The following is a 19,291-nucleotide window of genomic DNA, read 5'->3' as shown; positions in this document are numbered from 1 at the left end:
GCCCTGATCTGGGCTGGATATCGAGTTAAGCACACATCGGACGTGCAGGCGAGCCACACAGCTGACCTGACCACGATTTCGCCGACTCGCCCGATCAGAATCTCACAAGCTACGCGAACGACCAACCGACCAGATGCAGCCACAACTACGAGCAGTCCGACTTCGAAAGTGGGGGTACGTGGAACACTCACCGCCTGCCGTCGACGACCTTCGCCGCCGTCAGTACAGGGTCCCAGGTCGTGTTGAATGGTGGCGCGTATGCGAGGTCGTAATTGGAGAGTTCGTCGACGGTCGTCCCCTCACTCACTGCCCCGACCAGCGCGTGACTCCGGTGGACCGCACCTTCGCCGTACTCGGAGACGAGACTGCCGCCTAAGACGCGACCGGATGGCCCGTCGACGGTGAGCGTCACCTGCACGGTGCCACCTTCGGGGTAGTACCCAGCACGAGACTTGGCTTCGATCGTCTCCGTAATCGGCTCGAAGCCGGCTTCCCGGGCTGTGTCATGGTCGAGAATCCCGGTCCTGGCTGCTTCCACCTCGAACGCCTTGACCGCCGCCGTGCCGGCGACACCGCCTCCTTCGGTCGGCTTGCCTGCAACGGTCTGGCCGATGGCCCGGCCGTGTCTGTTGGCTGTCAGTGCGAGAGGAATGTACACCGGGTCGCCGGAGATGACGTGTTCGGCCTCGGCACAGTCCCCTGCTGCATACACATCGGGGACATTCGTTTCCCGGTAGGCGTCAGTCGCGATTGCACCCGTCTCGCCGAGTTCGATTCCTGCATCCTCGGCAAGGTTCGTCCGAGGTCGGACGCCAGTCCCCACGAGGACCATCTCGACCGGGACGCGGTTATCCTTGGTGACGACTGCCTCGACCGCATCACTCCCCGCGAGCTCACGCACCTCAGTGTTCAGGTAGACCGCGACGTCCTGCTCGTCGAGGTGATCGAGGACGGTCTCGCTGGTCGCCGCGCTGAACTGCTTGAGGATTCGGTCGCCCCGCTGGAAGAGATGAACCTCGAAGTCGTTGGCGGCCAGCGCTTCGGCCATTTCGACGCCGATGTATCCGCCGCCGACGATCCCGACCGGCCCGTTGCACGTCTCCAGAAACTGGCAGGCGGGGCCGCGGTCGGGCTGCTGGAGTTCCCCGGTCGAGCGGGCTCGCCCGACGTACTCGCGGAGTTCCTTGCCGTCAGACATCGATCCGAGCGTGTAGACACCAGTCCGGTCGAGGCCGTCGATAGGTGGTGTAACCGCCTCCGACCCCGTCGCCACGAGCAAGTGGTCGTACTCTTGGACGACCTCTCCCTCATCGCTCCGGGCCGTGACGGTCCGGTTCGAGGGATCGATGTCGACGACCTCGTGACCCGTCCGGAGGTCGATGTCCCGTTCCTGTCGGAACTCCTCCGGTGTGACCGAGACGAGATCCTCCAGTGATTGGATTTCTCCTTTGATGTAGTACGGTAGTCCGCAGGCACCGTAGGACACCCATTCGCCCTGCTCGAAGACGACGACGTCGATATCGGGGTCGTCGCGCTTCGCTTTACTAGCTGCAGACATCCCAGCGGCGTCCCCGCCAACAACGACGAAAGTGGACATAGAGATTGCAACGGACAGTCGATTTATAAACGCGGCTCGCGTGTGTGACTCGGTTCCACCGTCGGAGGCGTCCGTGCAATCGAATCGAACCGCCGGGAGAACTTCTTTGTCGTCAGTGTCGTCGAGAGAGATATGACCGACTTCGACGTCCTCGTGATCGGCGGTGGAACGGGTAACAACGTGGCTGCAGCGGCAGCCGACGCCGGGCTGGAGACGGCACTCGTCGAACCGGGACCACTCGGCGGCACCTGTCTCAACCGTGGCTGTAACCCCTCGAAGATGCTGATCCAGGCGGCCAATGCGGTGAATCACGTTCGTGAGGCCGAGCGGTTCCACGTCGACGCCACACTCGACGGCGTCGACCATGCCGCAGTCGTGGACGAGATGGACGACTTGCTCGGCGGGATCGCGGAGGACATGGAGGCGCGCTACCGCGAGAAGGAGAACCTCACGCTGTTCAAGGAACGCACGGAGTTCGTCGACGAGCGGACGGTCCGTCTCGGCGGCGAGGCGGTCACGGCCGAGAAAGTGGTCGTCGCAGCCGGGAGCCGCCCCATCGTGCCGCCGATCGACGGCCTTGAGGACGTGGACTACCTCACGAGCCAGGACGCCCTGTACCTCCGCGAGACGCCGGAAAGCCTCGTGATCCTCGGAGGCGGGTACATCGCTGTCGAGCTGGGCTACTTCTTCGACGCGATGGGGACGGATGTGACCATCGTCGAGATGATGGATTCGCTGGTCCACCGTGAGGACGGCGATGTCGCCGAGGCGTTCACCGACATCGCGGCCGACCGTCACGACGTGTACACCGGCCACCGGGTGACAGCTGTCGAGGAAGACGGCGAGGGGTACGCCGTCCATGCGGAGACGGACGCCGACGAGGAGACGACTGTCGAGGGCAGCGAGGTGCTGGTCGCACTCGGACGCCGCCCCAACAGCGACACGCTCAACCTCGAGACGGCGGGCATCGATGTCGACGACCGGGGGTTCATCGAGACCGACGAGTACCTGCAGACCACCGCCGAGAACGTCTGGGCGCAGGGCGACATCGCGGGCAACGCCCTGTTCAAACACTCTGGAGACTACGAAACCCGGCACACGGTCGCGAACGTCATCCACGGGGAGTCACGGGCCATCGATCTCTCAGCGATGCCCCATACGATCTTCACCGAACCACAAATCGCCGGCGTCGGGGCGACCGAGGAGGAGCTCACGGACGAGGATACGGAGTACGTCGTCGGACGTGCCGACTACGCCGACTCGGCGATGGGCCGGGCGAAGAAGCTCGATCACGGGTTCGTGAAGGTGCTCGCGGCACCAGACGGCGAAATTCTGGGCGCTCACGCCATCGGATACGAGGCCTCCACGCTACTGCACGAGGCGGTCCTCGCGATGCGGGCGGGCGTGACCGTCGACGATGTCGCTGGTACGATCCACGCCCATCCGACGCTGAGCAAGGTGGTCGAGGCGGCGTTCCGGGACCTGCCAGCGTGATCGAAATCGGCGGTCCGCAGGACAGTCGTTAGCTACCGTCCACAGATGAACGACGAAAATATCCGATCATCTGCTGAGCCATGAAACGGGGATCGGCGCGAGAGCGATTCAGGACGTTTACCGACCTCAAGATGAATCTCCGAAGTGCGCTCGCCGGCCTGTTCTCACAGGAGTTTTCGTACTCGACGGGCTACCTCACGGTGATACTGAACGGCTGCCTGTTCGCACCGTCGCTGCTCACGTTCTGGTTTGTCAACGGCCTCCTTGATTTCTCGACTGCGGTCACGATCGGTGCGATCGGAACGCTGGCCGGCCTCCAGGTGCGCCTGCTGGCCTACCTGCTTCTAGTGCCGACATTTCTGCTCGCGAGGCTGATCGTCCACCTGCTCCACCCAACCCATCGAGCACAGGTGCTCGCGGGTTCGTGTCCGAGTTCGCCGCTGATGAGTCTCGATTGGTTCAGCATGGGGATTCTCGCTACAGGACTGCCGCTGGCGATTCAGAACTTCGGGCCCTGGTTCGGGATGAACGTGATCTTCCTCGTCGGCGTGTTCGTCTTCCCCCGAATTTTCCCCACCCGCCGAACCGGAGTCATCAAGCTGTTCGCCATCGTCCTGGGTGGGACAGTGTTTCTCTACGCCAGTTACGGCGGCGCGGTGCCCGCGGTGCCCCATCCATCGAGGGTGCTCGGTCCCGTCGCGACGGTCACCCTCGGGGACGACACGACGCTGTGGCTCTACCATCTGATCAATAGCATTGCGCTCGGTCCGGTCCTCGTCGGCGTGTTCGGAGTCTTCATGAACCACATCCTGACGCGCCCGGAACTCACGGACATTCCGGTAGTTCGGCATACGCTGCCACGGCGCGATCCAGACATGGTCGTCGTGACGAGTGCAGCGTTCGGCACCGCATTCTATCTCATCGTCGTCGCGGTAGCGACCGGCGAGTTCGTCTTTGTCCCGTAGGAACCACGGATACCGTCCAGCAGATTCCGCTCGTCGCTAACCTTGTCGGCTGGCAGCGGGCCTTCGTGCCGCTGGCGCTCGGCCCCGTCGTCGACAGGCTCTCGATGCTCCACCACGGAGGGCTACCCGGCGCGTCGAAACTCGCGGGTGGCCGAAAGTAGACCGCATTCTCGGAGAGTTCCGACCGGATTACTCGAAATCAACGCCGTTCCGGGATTCATGGAGCGATTCGCAGATCGCTCCCTGGCCCTCGATGTTCGCGGCAGCAAGCCGGGCGTCACGGACAATCGATTCGAACGACCCCGGATCGGAAGCCAGCGGCTCGCCCTCGCGGTCAGCGAACAGACGATCGCTCTCGTCGTCCACGAGGCCCGTCACTCGGGCCTTGTTGAGATACTTGACCAGCGGGTCGCGCGCCACGGTTACCGTCAGGGCACCATCTTGGACGGTCACAGCCGCCAAATCAGAACTGAAATCGAGTTCGATGTCGGCCCGCGTCAGCGGCGCAATCTGGTCAGGATCGAGTCCGGCCTGCCGGAGTGTCTTGATCGCGTCATGTTGGCGGGCGAACCGGGCTTTTCGATCGAGCTTTTGCCGGACAGCCTCGATACCGTTCTCGGCGTCTTCGAACACCGATTCGAAGGACATCTCCCGATTGACGCCGGTCGTTATTTCGTCTCCGTGCATGTGATCCGAGAGACGAACAGTTACGGAGCTGACAGCCGGCAGGGCACTAACTTCGTCGCGGATGCCCGTCGCCATCATCCACGCGAAGGCAGGGGAACACCAGGCTGTGGGCAGGACGAACGTGACGGTCACCGTGCTACCGTCGATGTCGATGGTTTTGATGTACTGGAGTTCGACGATGGAGCGGTCCAGTTCGGGATCGTAGACGCGGTCCAAGCGCTCGCGGACGGCGTCGAGATCGACCGGCGATTCGGTCTCGTCCGACGACGAGGCCGCTCCCGGCGGCCTCGATTTCGACCCGTCCGCCACGTCCGGTGAGTCTGTCGTCTCCATGGCTCAGTCCGCCGACGCCCCCTCGTAGGTATCGCCGAGGCCGAACTCCCGGCTAATCGCGTCGTCACGGAACTCTTCTTTCTTTGCTTCGATGTCGATGTCGTAGAGACGTGCGGCGTTCTCGCCCATGATTTTCCGTTTGACCTCCGGTGAGAGTTCGACCCCGTACTCGGCTCGTTCTTCCTGGGTGAGCTCCGCCTCCATGACGGCAGGAATGAGCCAGTCGGGCTCCCAGATTCCGTAATCGCTCCCGAAGAGGAGGTTGTCCTCGCCGACCCAAAACAGGAGTTCGCCCATCATCTCGGCGAACTTCCGTGGGCGGTTCTGGGCGAACGGTGCCGCGACGGCGAGTCCGCCGTAGACGTTGGTCTCCTGGGTGGCGATGTGACAGAAGTCATCCACGCGGGGGAAGCCGACGTGTTCCACGATGAAGTTGAGATCCGGGAACGAGGTAGCGGCGTCGTCGACGTCGCGGACGTCGAATGCGTCCCGGTTCAACGGCCGGATGGTCGGCCCCTTGTGGGCGTGGATGTTTTCGATGCCGAGTTCGGCACACTTCTCGAGAAATCGAAACGCCTCATCGCTGTCGAGCCGCCAGCCCTTCGAGTCGCCACGCCATTCCGCCGTATAGAGTTTCACGCCCTGAATATCGTAGTCGTCTTTGAGACGCTCAAGATGCTCGATGCCCTCGTCGCCGTCGCGGGGGTCGAAACTCCCGTTGAGAACGAACCGTTCGGGATACTGCTCGGCGAGTTCGGCGTTCTGGTCGGTCGTATTGAACCCCTCGTCATAGAAGTCGGTCAGGTACGTCGGCTGGAAGATTCCCATGTCGACGTAGCCGTCGCGGAAGAGGTCCTGGACCATGCGCTCGGTCCCGTAGTGCCGATACGTCTCAATATCCCACCGCTCTTCCTCGGGCGTGAATGCCGTGTGGTAGTCGTAGAAACACTGGATGAACTGTTCTCCGCCCTCGTGGATGATGTTCTCCTTCGTCGCGTCCCAGAGGTGGATGTGCCCGTCGATGACGAACACGTCCTCACCATTGTGAGTGTACATCGCCCTCGAAAGGTGGTAGCACATAACAATAGTGCTTTTACCGATGATTATAGGCGTACTTCTTACGCGGGACGCCGGTATCATTTGAGGCGTGCCATGCACGCAGCACGACTCCACGAATACACGGATGACATGAGCGAGGGACTGGCGATCGAAGAGATCGATCGGCCGACGATCGAGCGATCGGACGGCGTCCTCGTCGAGGTAATCGGTGCCGGGTGGTGTCAGACTGACAACCACATCATCGAGGGGATGTGGACGGAGTACGTGGATCAGGACCTGCCGATGACGCTTGGCCACGAGAACGCCGGTCAAGTCGTCGAAACCGGCGCGGAGGTCGACGTCGTATCGGAAGGCGACCAGGTCATCTGCCATCCGGTCCAGACGTGCGGGACCTGTCGACCCTGTCGGCTCGGCGAGACGATGTACTGCGAGAACCAGTCGTTCAACGGACTGACGACTGACGGTGGATTCGCCGACTACCTGTTAACCAGCGAACGGTCGGTAATACCGCTGCCCGAGGGCGTCGACCCGGCCGAGATCGCACCTCATGCCGATGCTGGAATCACCGCCTATCACGCCGTCAAAAAGGCGGTCGATGATCTGAATCCTGGTGACCACGCCGTCGTCATCGGCGTCGGTGGCCTGGGACATATCGGCGTACAGTGCCTCGACGCGATGAGTGCGGCGGAGATCACCGCCATCGACCTGAAGGATTCGGCGCTCGAACTGGCCGCCGACCTCGGCGTCGACAACACTGTCAATCCCGAGAACGACGACGTCCGAGCGTTCATCGATAGCGTCACTGACGGAACAGGCGCAGCGCAGGTGCTCGACTTCGTCGGTGCTGACGTGACGGCAGAGTACGCACCGGACATCACAGCCGCCGGCGGCGACCACCACATCATCGGATACGGCGGACACATCCACGAACCCACGCAGTCGCTGGTCAATGGCGAGTTTTCCTACGTGGGCAACATCGTCGGGCGATTCGCGGAACTGCAGGAACTTGTCGCACTGGTCGAGCAGGGCGAAGTCAACCTGCACACGTCTTACTACGATCTCGAAGACATCAATACGGTCGCCGAAAAGCTCGAACACGGCGAAATCGAGGGGCGGGCAGTCATTCGACCGTGAGGTGACCATCACCGCCGCAAGTTGCACGCTGGTGTGGACCACGTCTAAGCGAATTTTCCCCATACCGTCTCTGACCGAACCAAGAACACGAAAAGCGCTGCGCGAGCAGTGTGGTCGGTCGGGCAGTCGTCTACGAGAGGAAGTCGGTCAGGTGCTCGGTGAACGCCGCCGTCCGGTCTTCCGGGACCCAGTGGTTGGCCTCGAGGCCCACTAGCTCGCAGGAGTCGATGTCGCCTTCCAGCCGTTCGGCCCACTCGATCGGCTGGAATTCGTCCTCAGTCCCCCACAGCAGGAGCGTGTCGGCCGTGACGTCGCTCGGGTCGACCTCCGTCGTGTGGCTCGTGTTCGTCGCGCTCGCGTTGCGCACGACTGAGGTAACACCCTCCTCGGAGGCCCACGGCGTTTTCATCCCCTCGAGGAACGCTTCGTCGTGGTCGTCGCCCAAGAGCGTGTCCCGGAACAGCCCGTCCAGCATCCCCTGGAGCTCCTCGACGCTCGTCTCTCTGGCAGTTTCTGGTAACCCGAGGTCGGTAATGATCTGGATCGGCCACGAGTCGTAGGCAACGGAGTTCGACAAGACCAGCCGGTCGATCACGTCGGGACTACGAGCGGCGTAGCGCAATCCGACGCCACCGCCGAGATCGTGGCCGACGAAATCGATCGTATCGAGCTCCAGTTCGTCGACGAGACCCCTGACTGCCATTTCTTGGGCGCGGATCGACCGATCGAAGCCGTCGTACATCGAGGAGTTGCCGTAGCCGATCATGTCCGGTGCGATCGCGCGATGCTCCGACGCGACCGCATCGAACTGGTCACGGAAGAGATACGAGTTCGTCGGGATACCGTGTAAGAATACGACGGGGTCGCCGCTACCTTCGTCGCGATACGCCATCTCGACCTCATGGTCGTCGACCGCGACTGTCGCGCTATCCTGTGCCGCCGTCCATTCGTCATAGGTTGTCATCTGTGTCTCTCAGCCCCGTGAACGCTTGTGTAGAGAGACGCAAACCAGTAGTGCCTATGACGATAGGATGCCCTGGTGTTGTCGGTGTCCGTTGAGCAGTGGGAAAGCCATAGCGTCCGAGTGACGCCGATGTCGGATCCTCGATCACTGCTGTTCGTTGTGAACGTCGTCCTCGAACAGCCGACCGATGAGTTTCTCTTCGGCGATCCGGATGTGCTGGCTGAATGTGGGTTGGGCGATGCCGAGGGCGTCGGCACACTCCTCCGCTGTCGTCCGGCGTGGCCAACTGAAATAGCCACTCATGTACGCCGTTCGGAGCACTTTTTGTTGCTTGTCGGTTAGCCGCTCGGCCATCATCGCGTGGACCCCGCGCTCGGTCCGGACCGGAACCGGTTCGGTAGAATTGCGACACGCGGTGAGCGTCGACTCCTGGTAGTGTTCACGGAACTCCTTGACGACGCGCCGTGTCTCGACGTGCGCTGGCACGTCGGCGACGATAGTCCCGACGCCACTGTCGGCCAATATCGACCGGGCAATGGCCCCCGTGTCGGCGAGAGTCGTCGTCACGCAGGGACCCGAGACGACGAACTCAAACAAGCCCCCGTCAACACCCCGACTGATCAGCCGTGCCTCGTCGATGACCGCCGCCTCCTCGACCATGGAGAGAACGCGATCCGGTGCCGTCCGTTCCACGGTAAAATACTCCAGAAGTCGGTCGTCCGAGCGGTTCACCATGTGTTCGAGGGTGACTCGACAGTCGGCGACAGCGGATGCATCGACGAAGAAACAGTCGCGATCCCGGAGCTCGAATTCGAGTTCGGCTGCCGAATCGGCCGTCTCGGCGCTCGTTATTTCCATGATAGTCATTAACAATCACTCGGGATAATAGATGGGGGGTATCACGAACGCCACGCCCAACCAACAGTACTACCGCGAGGAGCCCGAACACCGAGCCAAGAGAATTAGCAACGACGGTGTGCCTCTCGTTCACAAAGCCACTTCAGTCGTCAGTAATCGGCCGGCTGGCCAGAAACTCTTCGGCTCGTTGCTCACCGAGGTCCATCAGCTCCTGGAGGAACGAGGGGTTCCGGTCGACCTTCGTCGAGCAGTGGTACGCCCGTCCCATCTCGATTCGTCGAATCTTCGTCTTCGAAAAGTCGCTCTCTGGGAGGTGGCCGGAATCGATCCATTCGTTGACTCGTTCGATCACCCGCAGTTCCTGGTTCAGCGAGATGTTGCCCGCGAGTTCGTTGCGCCGGTCGGCGATCTCTTCGAGCGAGGTCGGTTCGCCTTCACGTTCTTGCGGGTTGATCTGGATTATCCACAGCTCGTCGGGCTTCCGGTCTGCGCCGACCGTCATCAGATCGTCGACGGGGGAATTCTGCGAGAAGAGCCCGTCCCAGTGGTAGTGGCCGTCGATCTTGACGGCCTTGAACATGGCTGGAACGGCTGCGGACGCGAGGATGGCCTCGGGTGTCACCTCTTCGTTCGTGAACGTCTCGAAGATTCCGGCGTTGATATTGACTGTTCCGACGACGAGTTCTGGCGTGTTCCGGCCACAGAGGTCCGGAACTGCATCGAAGTCGATGTGTCGTTCGAGCGTCTCCCGGATCTCGTCCTTGCCCACTTCCGAGCCGGGGATATCGTACGGGCTGACCTGGAGCATCGGCACGCCAGTGCTCCCAAGCCGCGACAGGCCGACAACGAAATCGTTCATAAACCGATCGGAGAAGCTGGACGCTGACAGATCTTCCCAGATCGCGTCGAGCAGTTCTATCGCCCTCTCCTCGTCGGCCGTGACCAACCCGTACCAGGCTGCAAGCGCGTTGAAAGCGCCGCCGGAGGTCCCGCTGATGCCGACCAGTTCGTACTCGTCGTCCCACTCTCGGAGGAGTTCTTTCAGTACGCCGGCAGTGAATGCCGTGTGGCTGCCACCGCCTTGACACGCGATGGCGACCTTCGTCGGGTTTTGCTCACTCATAGGTCGTCGTGTAGCCGCCATCCCAGAGCATATCGCCACCGTTGAGATGCTTGCCGTGGCCCGAGAAGCCGAACACGAAGAGGTTCGCCACCTCCACCGGCGTCATCATCTCCTTCGTGCGGGCCTGGCCGAGCATCACGTCCTCGACGACCTCTTGCTCGGAGATGCCGCGCTCTTCGGCGGTGTCCTCGATCTGGTTCACCATTAGCGGCGTGAGAACGTACCCGACGCTCACCGAGAACCCTCGAAGCGTCCCCTCGCCCTCGGCAGCGATCGACCGCGTGAGCCCGTTGAGACCGTGCTTGGCGGTGATGTATGCGGGTTTGTCCTGAGTCGCGTAGTGGCCGTGGACTGACGACATGTTGCCAATCGCGCCGACCCCGTCATCGGTGTCCCGGATGTGGGGCATCGCGAATTTAGCGGTCAGGAACGGGGCGCGTAGCATGATATCCAGGAGCAGGTCGTACTTGTCCATCGGGAACTCCGGAATCGACGCGATGTGCTGCATCCCGGCGATGTTCGCGACGTATCGCAGATCCCCGTGATCGGCTGCGGTATCGATCATCGCCTCGACGTCTCCGTCGTCGGTGAGGTCGGTCGGAACGGGGTGTATCGTGCCAGAGGCGCCGAGGTCGTCGGCGAGATCGACCGTCTCTGCGAGACCGTCTTCGTCGATATCGCCTCCGACGACGGAGAGTCCGTTGGCTGCGAGTGCGACTGCCGTCGTTTGACCGATCCCGGAGGCGGCACCCGTGACAACCGCGACGGTGTCCGGACCGAAGTGGGGATCATCGAGCACGAGAAGGTCCTCAGCAGTCACCTCCGGTTCTGAGAGGTCGAACGTATTGGTAGACATGCGCATACCAGAGTACGTCGGCAGCGCGTAAAGAGGTGTGTCGAGCGTGTAACGCAGGAGCAAGGCCAGAACGCTCTCTCGAGTTAATGGGTCGTCTGCTGCTACGCGAGCAGTTCGCTCGCGAGCACGATCACGCCGACGATGGCGAAGACGACGCCGAGTGCCGGCTCCATAATCTCGCTGGGAACGTACTTCCCGACCCGGGTGCCGATCGTCCCGCCGATGAGAACTCCAGGAATCGACCACGCAACGACGTACCAGACGGGCGTAGCAGCGAGGGCGTGGACAGCTGCGCCGGCAATCGCGGCGACGGCGAGCACGAACACGCTCGTCGCGATTGCCACCCGTGGGGGCAGGCGGCACCGGACAATTAGCTGGGTAGTCGTGATCTCCGGGAGGCCGGCGCTGATTAGTCCTGTTATGAACCCGCCTGCGGTCGCCAGACCGAGGCCGGGTGGGCGCCAGCAGGTGTCGTATGTGTACGTCTCGCCGTCCGTCGTCTCGATGGTCGTCGTTCCGCGTCCGGTGTTTTTCTTTTTCAGGAACTCACCTTCGCACTCGCCCGGGACGCACTCCTCGGGCGGGTCGTAATAGACGAGGAACGCGCCCAGGAGGAGGAGCCCGGCACCGAACGCAATCGTGAGGAGCGCCGTCGGTACAACGTGGGCGGCGAGCGCACCGACCACGACAGCCGGAACCGCCCCGATCAGGAGCCACTTCGCTGTGGCGTAATCGACGACCCCTTGTCGGACGTAGTTCAGCAATCCGTTGCCCATCCCAAATACCTCCGTCATGAGTCCCGCTCCGATCGCCTGTGAAGGGGATAGTCCGACGAGTAACATGAAGAACGGACTGAAGAACAGCGCCCCGGAGACGCCCGAGGCGAGCGCGACCATCGAAAAGAGGATCGAGGCCGGGAACACCCACCAGTGGGCGAGGAACTGGTCGACAGGAAAGCCAGCCGGAACTGGGAGCGATTGTAACGCGACCGTCCCGAGATCGATGCCAGCCCCCACACCGAGCATCGGTACGGTAAGTACTCCCGACAGGCCGACGACACCACCGAATGCGAGAACGGTAGACCGAGTCATGCTCGGAGCCCCCAGCAGGAGCGTCGTTCCTTCGGACACATGGTCGGCCCAGATTTCTGGCGATCCTGAGCCCAGAGAGGCAGTCCACCGTTACATTTACTGGTATCACCCATCCCTGCCATCTATTCGAAGAGTTCCGACACGGTTTCCTCGGTAGGGGTCCAGCCGACGAACTCGCCGCCTTCGAACGGGAGATCGACGGAGGCGATGTAGTTACACAAACCCACGTAGAAATCCACGAGCAGACCGAGGGCAACGATCTCGCCAGACGAGTAGTGACGGGTCAGGGCATCGTGAATCTGGTCGGTGACGGTTCCCGACTCGACGGCGCGGGCGTACTGGAGCAGGACGAACTCGGCGTCGTCGAACACGGAGAGGTCACCCCCGCCGATGGCTTGCATCTCCTCGATCGTGACTCCCTTGTCGCGGGCGATATCGACGTGCTGGTGCCACTCGTAGCGAGCCCCACGGGCGCGGGCTACGGTCAGGATGACCAGCTCCTTGCGTCGCTGGCCGAGCTGGTCGTATAAGACGTTCAGATACTCCAGCGTCGCCTCGAGAACCTCCGGGTTGTGTGCCCACGCCCGGAAGATGTGGCGGTCGCCGAGGTACTCGTCGGTGAACAGGTGGTGATACTCCTCTGGGATGTCGTCTAATTCGAGTAGCGGGAGTCGGGACATGTGTGTCTGTATAGTATGATGGCTGTAATCCTGGGTCTTGGGGGGACGTTCACTTCGTGTCGTGACTCGGTGTCCTCTTAGGCGAGGATGCCAGCTCCGAGGAAGGCGCCGAGAACGACGCCGTAGATGACGTGGACGGTGCCGAACATCATCATCATGCTTCTATCAGGCTCCATCCCGATGATCATCCGCATCCAGAACATCATCCCCCCGATCATGAGGACGATGCCGTAGACGAGCCCGAGACCGATTGCGACGCCGATAGAACCGAGACTAAGCCCGATCAGCGGAACGCCGACCGCGAACACCGCGCCAGCGACGATGCCGTAGACGAAGTGCAACGCCATCCCCGGCATCGCGTAGTCCTCTGGCTCACCGCCGGCGAACTTCGCGACGAGCGCTGCCGTCGGCGGCGGCCCCCCATCGCCCATCATCATCATCGCGATGGTCATAACGATCGTTGCAACCACGCCGCCAGCGAGACCGGCAATAACTGATGCCATGAGTTCAGTTCTATCAGACGCACGATGACTACTAAACCACGATGCGGCCGTTGAAGAGAGACGCACACCCGCGAAAACGTCTGAAAGTGCCGCCACAGAGAGTCTGATAGAGTCACATGGAGAGACGGAATGAGGCTGGGAATATGTGTAACCGAGGGCTGATCTGCCTGCACTCGCGTGGCCGGTCAGTACCGAAGTCTCGGGCAGGGCTGATTATTGTGCGCGGAACGAATAGACAAACATGACTCAAGAGAGCACAGATTCCGTTCTCTATCCAAACAAACGGAACCCACCCACCTCAGCTGAAGGGGTGTCTCGTCGAAACTTACTCGTTGGGAGTGCAACTGCCGGGGTCGTGGCGACGGCGGGATGCGTCGGTGGAGATGGCGGCAACGAACCCGCCGAACAGCCGACGATATTCGTGTTCAACACTGGCGACGGCACGGTGAGTCTGATCGATCCCGAGAGTGACGAACTCGTCGAGACACGGGCTATCGACCTCTCGTCGTCGTTTCCCTCGAATCAGTACACGCCGGGGCTGACTGACGACCTAGACGACTCGCTGTGGCTCAACGTCGGCCGTGGGGTTCGAGGCCTCGCAGTCGGGTCGTTCTCGGAGACGGCGGCCGTCGAGACGGGATCCGGCGCGAACTGGCTCGAACAGACGCCCGACGGACGCCACGTCATCGTCAGCGCCAGAGAACCCAGTCACAGACAGTTCCGGCTCGACGCCGATTCGGAATCGGAAACATTCGGTGAGGTGACCGCAGAGATCGATCGGACCCCGGAGGGCGGGCGTGATGACAGAGACGGTCCTGGCCCGTGTGACGTCACGATACACCCTGACGGTGAATATGCGTACGTCCCGGATCTTTTCGGAGATACACTGACCGTCTTATCGGTCGAACCTTTCGAGATCGTTACTCAGCTAGACGTAGAACCAGTCGAGGACGGTCCTGCCCGACCGTGGATGGGGACCGTCGCACCGGACGGGCAAACCCTGCTCGTCGAACACAACGAGGCCAACGGAGGTAGCGAGAGTATCTGGACCCTCGACGATCCAGCCGCACCGAGCGAGACGGCGAGACTGACGGCCGACGACGGACTCGGACGACGACCCCTGACCAGCGAGATTGGTCCGGACTCCGAGACGGGATACGTATTCACGCCGGGCTCGAACGACGTGAGTGTGGTCGACCTCACGGACGGGACTGTGACCACGCGACTCGACCTTGGTGGATCAGCATTCGTCGGGACGTGGGATCCCGCACGGACGAAGCTCTACGTACCTGTCCAGACCGCCGACGAGGTGGCGGTGATCGATCACGAGCGTAGGGAGGTAGTTACGCGAATCAGCGTCGGGCCAAGTCCATACGGAGCGACGTCGGGCCGAGTCCGGCCGCAGAGCGATCCGGCGGCGTCCATGGCTCTCGCACTGGCTCGACTCGGCATCTCGGCCGAGCAACCTGAGACGACCTACTGTATCGGGAACTGCGCGTGCGGTCATCGATTGTGAGGGCACCTACGATTCCCGAGTGTGCCGGGCGACGCGGGACTTTTGCTATTCGACAGAGACACCTCACATATGGCGTCAGATTCCACAGAGCAGCACGAGTACGAAGTCGTCGTGGTCGGCGGCGGCCCCGCTGGAATGACGGCAGCCCTCTACAGCACGCGACTTGGACACGATACGGCCGTCGTCAACCGTGGTGGTGGACGGGCAGCGATGATGCAAGAGGTCCACAACCTCCTAGGCGTGAAAGAGGAGACAAGTGGGGCGGAATTTCTCGGGATTGGTCAAGAACAGCTTGAGGGGTACGGTTGTGACATGTACCGCGACATGGTCACGACCTGTGCGCGGCCCGACTCGGACGGCATCCGACTATCGGGTAACAGCGCAGAGTACGAAGCCGACCGTGTCGTTCTCGCGACTGGGTTCAACGACGTTCGGCCGGAGCCGCCACTCCCCAGGACTGGCCGCGGCCTCCACTACTGTCTGCACTGTGATGCCCACATGTTCGTCGACGAGTCGGTGTACGTAATGGGGCACGCCGAGAGCGCCGCCCACGTCGCGGGCATCATGCTGAATTTCACCGACGAGGTTGACCTACTCACCCGAGGTAACGACCCCGAGTGGAGCGAGAAAACCGCCGAGATGCTCGAGAACCACCCGATCGACGTCGTACACGACGACGTCTCGGGAGTCCAGAACGGCGAGGACGGCTGGCTGAAAGCCCTTGAGTTTGAGGACGGCACCGTTCGAGACTACAAGGGCGGATTCGCCATGTACGGCGCCGAGTACAACAACGGACTCGCCAGGGAGCTCGGGTGTGACATCAACGACGACGGTACGATCGAGGTGGACGACCACGGGCGGACGTCAGTCGACGACGTCTACGCCGTCGGCGATTGTACGCCGGGCCACAATCAGATTCCAGTCGCACTCGGTCAGGGTGCAAAAGCCGGTATCGACGTGCACTTCCAGCTCCGAGACTTCCCACGGGACCCCGACCTCCTCAAAGAGCAGGGACCGGTGCGTTCCGAAGAAGTCCCAGGGATCCCCGACGAACTGCTTGAACAGGCCGTTGATTTCCACACGTACGGCGAGTGAGTTGCGTCCGTCGACCGCCTCCACCGATTGGTTCCCTGGTCGGCCGCGGTAGACGCAATGAAAGCCGGCATTTCTCCGATAGAACGCCGGGAGAACTCCGTCCGGAGGTCGTCGTCTAGCCGGTCGTTGAACGCAACCATGCGTATGCGCGTGTGCGACCTCGAAGGCCACCTCGACGTGCGCCAGGACACCCGCTTCACCGACTGAACCGAGGCGGGTCAGATGAACGCTGATTCGAGCTGGTCGAAGAACCACTCGGTCGCGTCGAACCGTCGTCTCTCTATACAGTTCGAGCGATTACAGTAAGTAACCAATCGCCGTGTGTGGCCGAGCCACACGATCGCTCAAGCGTTAATCCGTTCTCACCCGTTTTGTTTACTAATGGGATTCACTCGACGACGCCTCTTGACGGTAGTCGGCCTCAGTGCGCTCGCGGGGTGTACCAGCGGCGCAGACCCTGGATCAGAGGGGGTGCCGGCCACGACAGCAGAGTCGAGTTCCGCCGGATCGACGTCGGTCACCGACGGAGCCGTCCCGACTGCCAAGGAGACTCTAACGCTGCCGATGGATCCCAGCGAACTCGAATCACTCGCGGTCTCGGGTGGGCCGCCCAAAGACGGGATTCCATCCATCGACGATCCTTCGTTCGTCGGACCTGACGACGTCGATTTCCTCGACCCTGGTGATCCCGTGTTCGGCGTCGTACTGAACGGTGACGTCAAAGCATATCCACAGAAGATTCTCGTTCAACACGAGATTGTCAACGACCGACTTGGTGACCTCCCCGTCGCAGTGACGTACTGTCCACTCACCGGGACCGTCCAAGGGTTCGAGCGTGGGGAGACGACGTTCGGCGTCTCCGGCCGTCTGATCAACAACAATCTCGTTATGTACGATCGGGCAACAGAGGCGTGGTGGCCTCAGATCCTCGCCACGTCGATACCCGGACCGTGGAATTCGGCTCCCGGAACCAGATCGTTGCGGGAGTTCAGACTCGTCTGGACGACCTGGGAGCAGTGGCGGAAGCTCTATCCCGATACACAGGTCCTTTCGACGGAGACAGGTTTCGCAAAAAACTACGGCAGAGACCCGTATGGCTCGTACAATCCGCCCGGAGGGTACTATGCCAACGAAAACACGCTCTTCGAAACGCTCGAAGAAGACGACCGATTCAGCCGAAAACGCGTGTTCATGGGTGCCCGGACTGCAGACGGGGCCGTTGCGTTCGACAAATCTACGCTCCTCGAGGAACGGATAATGACGGGCGAACTGAGCGGAACGCCGGTAGTCGCAGTCGCCGACCAACGCCTGGATACCGGGTACGTCTACCTGAATCCTGACGAACGGACCGTCACGACCGACGGCAGTGCGGTGCTAGTTGGAGATTCCTCGTATGAACCGAATGCCCTGCCGCTCGCGGGGATCCACACGTTCGATGCGATGTGGTTCGCCTGGCACGGATACTATCCAGACACCAATGTCTACGCGTAGCAACGTCCCTCTCGGGCGGCTCGGAGAAGCAGTCTCTCGAACGAGTGCAGCCGCGACGGAGGTATTCCGCCGCCCTGATGCGACGCTCGTCGTCGTCGGGACGGCAGTCGGATATCTTTTGATCTATCTATACGCACTTGGGCACCTCGCACCGGGTATCGGAGGGTTCGACGTGACCGTCGTCTCTGGAGCTCTCGAGAAGTTCTTCCAGCCGGAACTCGGTCCGTTTTCGTTCACTCCCGTCGCTCGCGTGTCGGTCGGCCCAATGACCTACTTGTTCTCGCTCAACACGGTTTTGGGTCTCGGTATCGCCAGCCTGGTCGGTCTAAACCTCGGTCTTACGTATCTGGCGTGGCGCCAGCCAGCGGCCTGCGGAATCGGGTCCTCGTCGTCCGGATTCCTCGCGAGCATTCCGGCGGTTCTGTCGGGAACTGCCTGCTGTGGACCAGTCGTCCTCATCGTCCTCGGAATCCAAGCATCGGGCATCATCGTGACAGCATTCCAATTCCTGTTGCCGATCGCCGTTGTGCTGTTGGTCGGGAGCCTCATCCTGGTCGGTCGACAGATCGATCCGGCAATGCTGTGAATGGAGTTTTCACTCGGCATCTCATGAGTTATCGGAGCTATCACCGGATGAATAGAGCGCTGCCTAACCAAGGAAAGTCATGCCAGTCGTATATCGCTCGAGATGCTTGTGCACCGCACGAACAACCGCCGTCGAGACTTATGTGAGTCTACGCTCTCATTCTGTACTATGACAAACGAAGTTGCCTCGGCTACGCTTTTCGAATGCGACTCCTGTGGTAACCTCGGTATCGGTCAGGAAGGGATGATCTGTTGTGATAAAGCGATGAAGCGGATTAGCGACGGAAATGTTGGCATCAGCGAACCATCACTCAACCAATTGATGCAGACCGTCTTCGATATGTCCGAAACTGAGTTGGACATTTGCCTTTGTGTCATGGAAGGTGGCGAGCAGACTGTAGCGGACCTTGCTGAGCAGGTTGATTATGATAGAAGTGTCGTCTCCCGGCATCTCAACCATCTTGCCGACCTCGGCGTAGTTGACAAACAGCGACGGATCCTCAAAGAGGGCGGACAGGTTTATGTGTACACACCGAATGACCCGGCTGCGGTTAGACGAAATCTATTGGGAGCATTCATATTCTGGGTCCAGGGAGCCACCTCACTTATCGAATCATTGAGTCGAGAAAAGGTTGAGGCTATCGTTAAGACCGACGCAGAGAACCCTCAGTGGAAAATCTATCAGGAGTGAAAACGGCAGTTTCTCCCTGTGTCAGCTGAGTAGAGTCAGAGTCTGTCTTTAGCAGCAATATAAACGCCACCCAGCACGAGACCATACACCACGTGCCAGATGAGAGACGGTGGCGCGAAGTTGGGGAACGGAGGCGAGGCGGGGGAACCAACGGTGCTGAGCCAGACTGGCATGAGAAGTGCGGCCAAAACAGCCCAAGTCACGATGCCCCAAACGAGACCGAGGCCGATGATATTGCGTGACGAGTCGAGTTCTAGGCTGCTAGCAATCCCAGCGAAAATAATACCCAGGACTGTACCGTGAAATACGTGTACGGCGACCCCTACAGGGATAGTTGGTGGCGGAGCCAGCGTATACAACGACGGGATCGCCACTGCAAGTACCGCGTCGTTCATCGCGAGCATCAACGCCCCCATGACTATTCCGCCTGCTATTCCACCAACGGCACCCGCCTTCCAGTTAACCGACTGTGAATCAGTCTGGACTTCACGCCTAGTTTCAGTGGCCATAGTAGGGGGAGACCGCCACCAGTTCAATAAAAAGAAAGAGAATATGTGAGACTAACCCAG

19 protein-coding genes are annotated in these 19,291 nt (G+C 61.1%); 8 read left to right on the top strand and 11 right to left on the bottom strand.

Going from position 1 to position 19,291, the window contains the following annotated elements; translation table 11 throughout:
* Window positions 1-187: 187 nt before the first annotated feature.
* Window positions 188-1,597, bottom strand: coding sequence for an FAD-dependent oxidoreductase (locus ACV7JO_RS15940; RefSeq protein ID WP_470356095.1), 1,410 nt, complete (start codon window positions 1,595-1,597; stop codon window positions 188-190).
* Window positions 1,598-1,729: 132 nt separating this feature from the next.
* Between ACV7JO_RS15940 and ACV7JO_RS15935 the strand changes: the two genes are divergently transcribed.
* Both ACV7JO_RS15935 and ACV7JO_RS15930 read left to right on the top strand, forming a co-directional pair.
* Window positions 1,730-3,091 (top strand): dihydrolipoyl dehydrogenase family protein, encoded by a 1,362-nt coding sequence (locus ACV7JO_RS15935; RefSeq protein ID WP_470356094.1) that lies wholly within the window; start codon window positions 1,730-1,732, stop codon window positions 3,089-3,091.
* Window positions 3,092-3,171: 80 nt separating this feature from the next.
* Window positions 3,172-4,056, top strand: coding sequence for a hypothetical protein (locus tag ACV7JO_RS15930; protein WP_470356093.1), 885 nt, complete (start codon window positions 3,172-3,174; stop codon window positions 4,054-4,056).
* Window positions 4,057-4,245: 189 nt separating this feature from the next.
* Here the strand turns inward: ACV7JO_RS15930 and ACV7JO_RS15925 are convergent, their stop codons facing one another.
* Both ACV7JO_RS15925 and ACV7JO_RS15920 read right to left on the bottom strand, forming a co-directional pair.
* Window positions 4,246-5,076 (bottom strand): metal-sulfur cluster assembly factor, encoded by an 831-nt coding sequence (locus tag ACV7JO_RS15925; protein ID WP_470356092.1) that lies wholly within the window; start codon window positions 5,074-5,076, stop codon window positions 4,246-4,248.
* A 3-nt stretch (window positions 5,077-5,079) separates the two neighbouring features.
* Window positions 5,080-6,132: an amidohydrolase family protein gene (locus ACV7JO_RS15920; RefSeq protein ID WP_470356233.1), complete on the bottom strand. Its 1,053-nt coding sequence runs from the start codon at window positions 6,130-6,132 to the stop codon at window positions 5,080-5,082.
* A gap of 96 nt (window positions 6,133-6,228) precedes the next feature.
* On the opposite strand from ACV7JO_RS15920, the gene ACV7JO_RS15915 reads away from it, so the two are divergent.
* Window positions 6,229-7,269, top strand: coding sequence for an NAD(P)-dependent alcohol dehydrogenase (locus ACV7JO_RS15915; protein ID WP_470356091.1), 1,041 nt, complete (start codon window positions 6,229-6,231; stop codon window positions 7,267-7,269).
* A gap of 130 nt (window positions 7,270-7,399) precedes the next feature.
* Here ACV7JO_RS15915 and ACV7JO_RS15910 read toward each other — a convergent pair whose 3' ends face one another.
* The 7 genes from ACV7JO_RS15910 to ACV7JO_RS15880 all read right to left on the bottom strand — a co-directional run bounded on the left by ACV7JO_RS15910 (window position 7,400) and on the right by ACV7JO_RS15880 (window position 13,344).
* Window positions 7,400-8,233 (bottom strand): alpha/beta fold hydrolase, encoded by an 834-nt coding sequence (locus ACV7JO_RS15910; protein ID WP_470356090.1) that lies wholly within the window; start codon window positions 8,231-8,233, stop codon window positions 7,400-7,402.
* Window positions 8,234-8,377: 144 nt separating this feature from the next.
* Window positions 8,378-9,091, bottom strand: a complete 714-nt coding sequence (locus tag ACV7JO_RS15905; RefSeq protein WP_470356089.1) for a bacterio-opsin activator domain-containing protein — start codon at window positions 9,089-9,091, stop codon at window positions 8,378-8,380.
* Window positions 9,092-9,233: 142 nt separating this feature from the next.
* Window positions 9,234-10,214, bottom strand: coding sequence for a patatin-like phospholipase family protein (locus ACV7JO_RS15900; RefSeq protein ID WP_470356088.1), 981 nt, complete (start codon window positions 10,212-10,214; stop codon window positions 9,234-9,236).
* On the bottom strand, window positions 10,207-11,070 hold the full coding sequence (locus ACV7JO_RS15895) for an SDR family oxidoreductase (RefSeq protein WP_470356232.1): 864 nt from the start codon (window positions 11,068-11,070) through the stop codon (window positions 10,207-10,209). The genes ACV7JO_RS15900 and ACV7JO_RS15895 overlap by 8 nt, the downstream gene beginning before the upstream one ends.
* A 101-nt stretch (window positions 11,071-11,171) precedes the next feature.
* Window positions 11,172-12,161 carry a sulfite exporter TauE/SafE family protein gene (locus ACV7JO_RS15890; protein ID WP_470356087.1) on the bottom strand — a complete coding sequence of 330 codons (990 nt, stop codon included), beginning with the start codon at window positions 12,159-12,161 and terminating at the stop codon, window positions 11,172-11,174.
* 122 nt (window positions 12,162-12,283) lie between these two features.
* Window positions 12,284-12,841, bottom strand: coding sequence for a carboxymuconolactone decarboxylase family protein (locus ACV7JO_RS15885; RefSeq protein ID WP_470356086.1), 558 nt, complete (start codon window positions 12,839-12,841; stop codon window positions 12,284-12,286).
* A gap of 77 nt (window positions 12,842-12,918) precedes the next feature.
* Window positions 12,919-13,344 (bottom strand): hypothetical protein, encoded by a 426-nt coding sequence (locus tag ACV7JO_RS15880; protein ID WP_338918277.1) that lies wholly within the window; start codon window positions 13,342-13,344, stop codon window positions 12,919-12,921.
* Window positions 13,345-13,699: 355 nt separating this feature from the next.
* On the opposite strand from ACV7JO_RS15880, the gene ACV7JO_RS15875 reads away from it, so the two are divergent.
* The 5 genes from ACV7JO_RS15875 (at window position 13,700) to ACV7JO_RS15855 (ending at window position 18,722) form a co-directional block, all read left to right on the top strand.
* On the top strand, window positions 13,700-14,860 hold the full coding sequence (locus ACV7JO_RS15875) for a YncE family protein (protein WP_470356085.1): 1,161 nt from the start codon (window positions 13,700-13,702) through the stop codon (window positions 14,858-14,860).
* A 69-nt stretch (window positions 14,861-14,929) separates the two neighbouring features.
* Window positions 14,930-15,955 (top strand): NAD(P)/FAD-dependent oxidoreductase, encoded by a 1,026-nt coding sequence (locus ACV7JO_RS15870; protein WP_470356084.1) that lies wholly within the window; start codon window positions 14,930-14,932, stop codon window positions 15,953-15,955.
* 381 nt (window positions 15,956-16,336) lie between these two features.
* The gene (locus ACV7JO_RS15865; RefSeq protein WP_470356083.1) at window positions 16,337-17,446 is read left to right on the top strand and encodes a DUF3179 domain-containing protein; all 1,110 of its coding nucleotides are present in this window, start codon (window positions 16,337-16,339) and stop codon (window positions 17,444-17,446) included.
* The gene (locus ACV7JO_RS15860) at window positions 17,433-18,032 is read left to right on the top strand and encodes a hypothetical protein (RefSeq protein ID WP_470356082.1); all 600 of its coding nucleotides are present in this window, start codon (window positions 17,433-17,435) and stop codon (window positions 18,030-18,032) included. The genes ACV7JO_RS15865 and ACV7JO_RS15860 overlap by 14 nt, the downstream gene beginning before the upstream one ends.
* Before the next feature lie 168 nt (window positions 18,033-18,200).
* Window positions 18,201-18,722 (top strand): ArsR family transcriptional regulator, encoded by a 522-nt coding sequence (locus tag ACV7JO_RS15855; RefSeq protein ID WP_470356081.1) that lies wholly within the window; start codon window positions 18,201-18,203, stop codon window positions 18,720-18,722.
* 35 nt (window positions 18,723-18,757) lie between these two features.
* Here the strand turns inward: ACV7JO_RS15855 and ACV7JO_RS15850 are convergent, their stop codons facing one another.
* Window positions 18,758-19,231, bottom strand: coding sequence for a DUF6789 family protein (locus ACV7JO_RS15850; RefSeq protein WP_470356080.1), 474 nt, complete (start codon window positions 19,229-19,231; stop codon window positions 18,758-18,760).
* Window positions 19,232-19,291: the final 60 nt, after the last annotated feature.

This window comes from Haloarcula sp. MBLA0138 (assembly GCF_055632455.1).
This window is presented reverse-complemented; position numbering and strand designations above follow the sequence as displayed.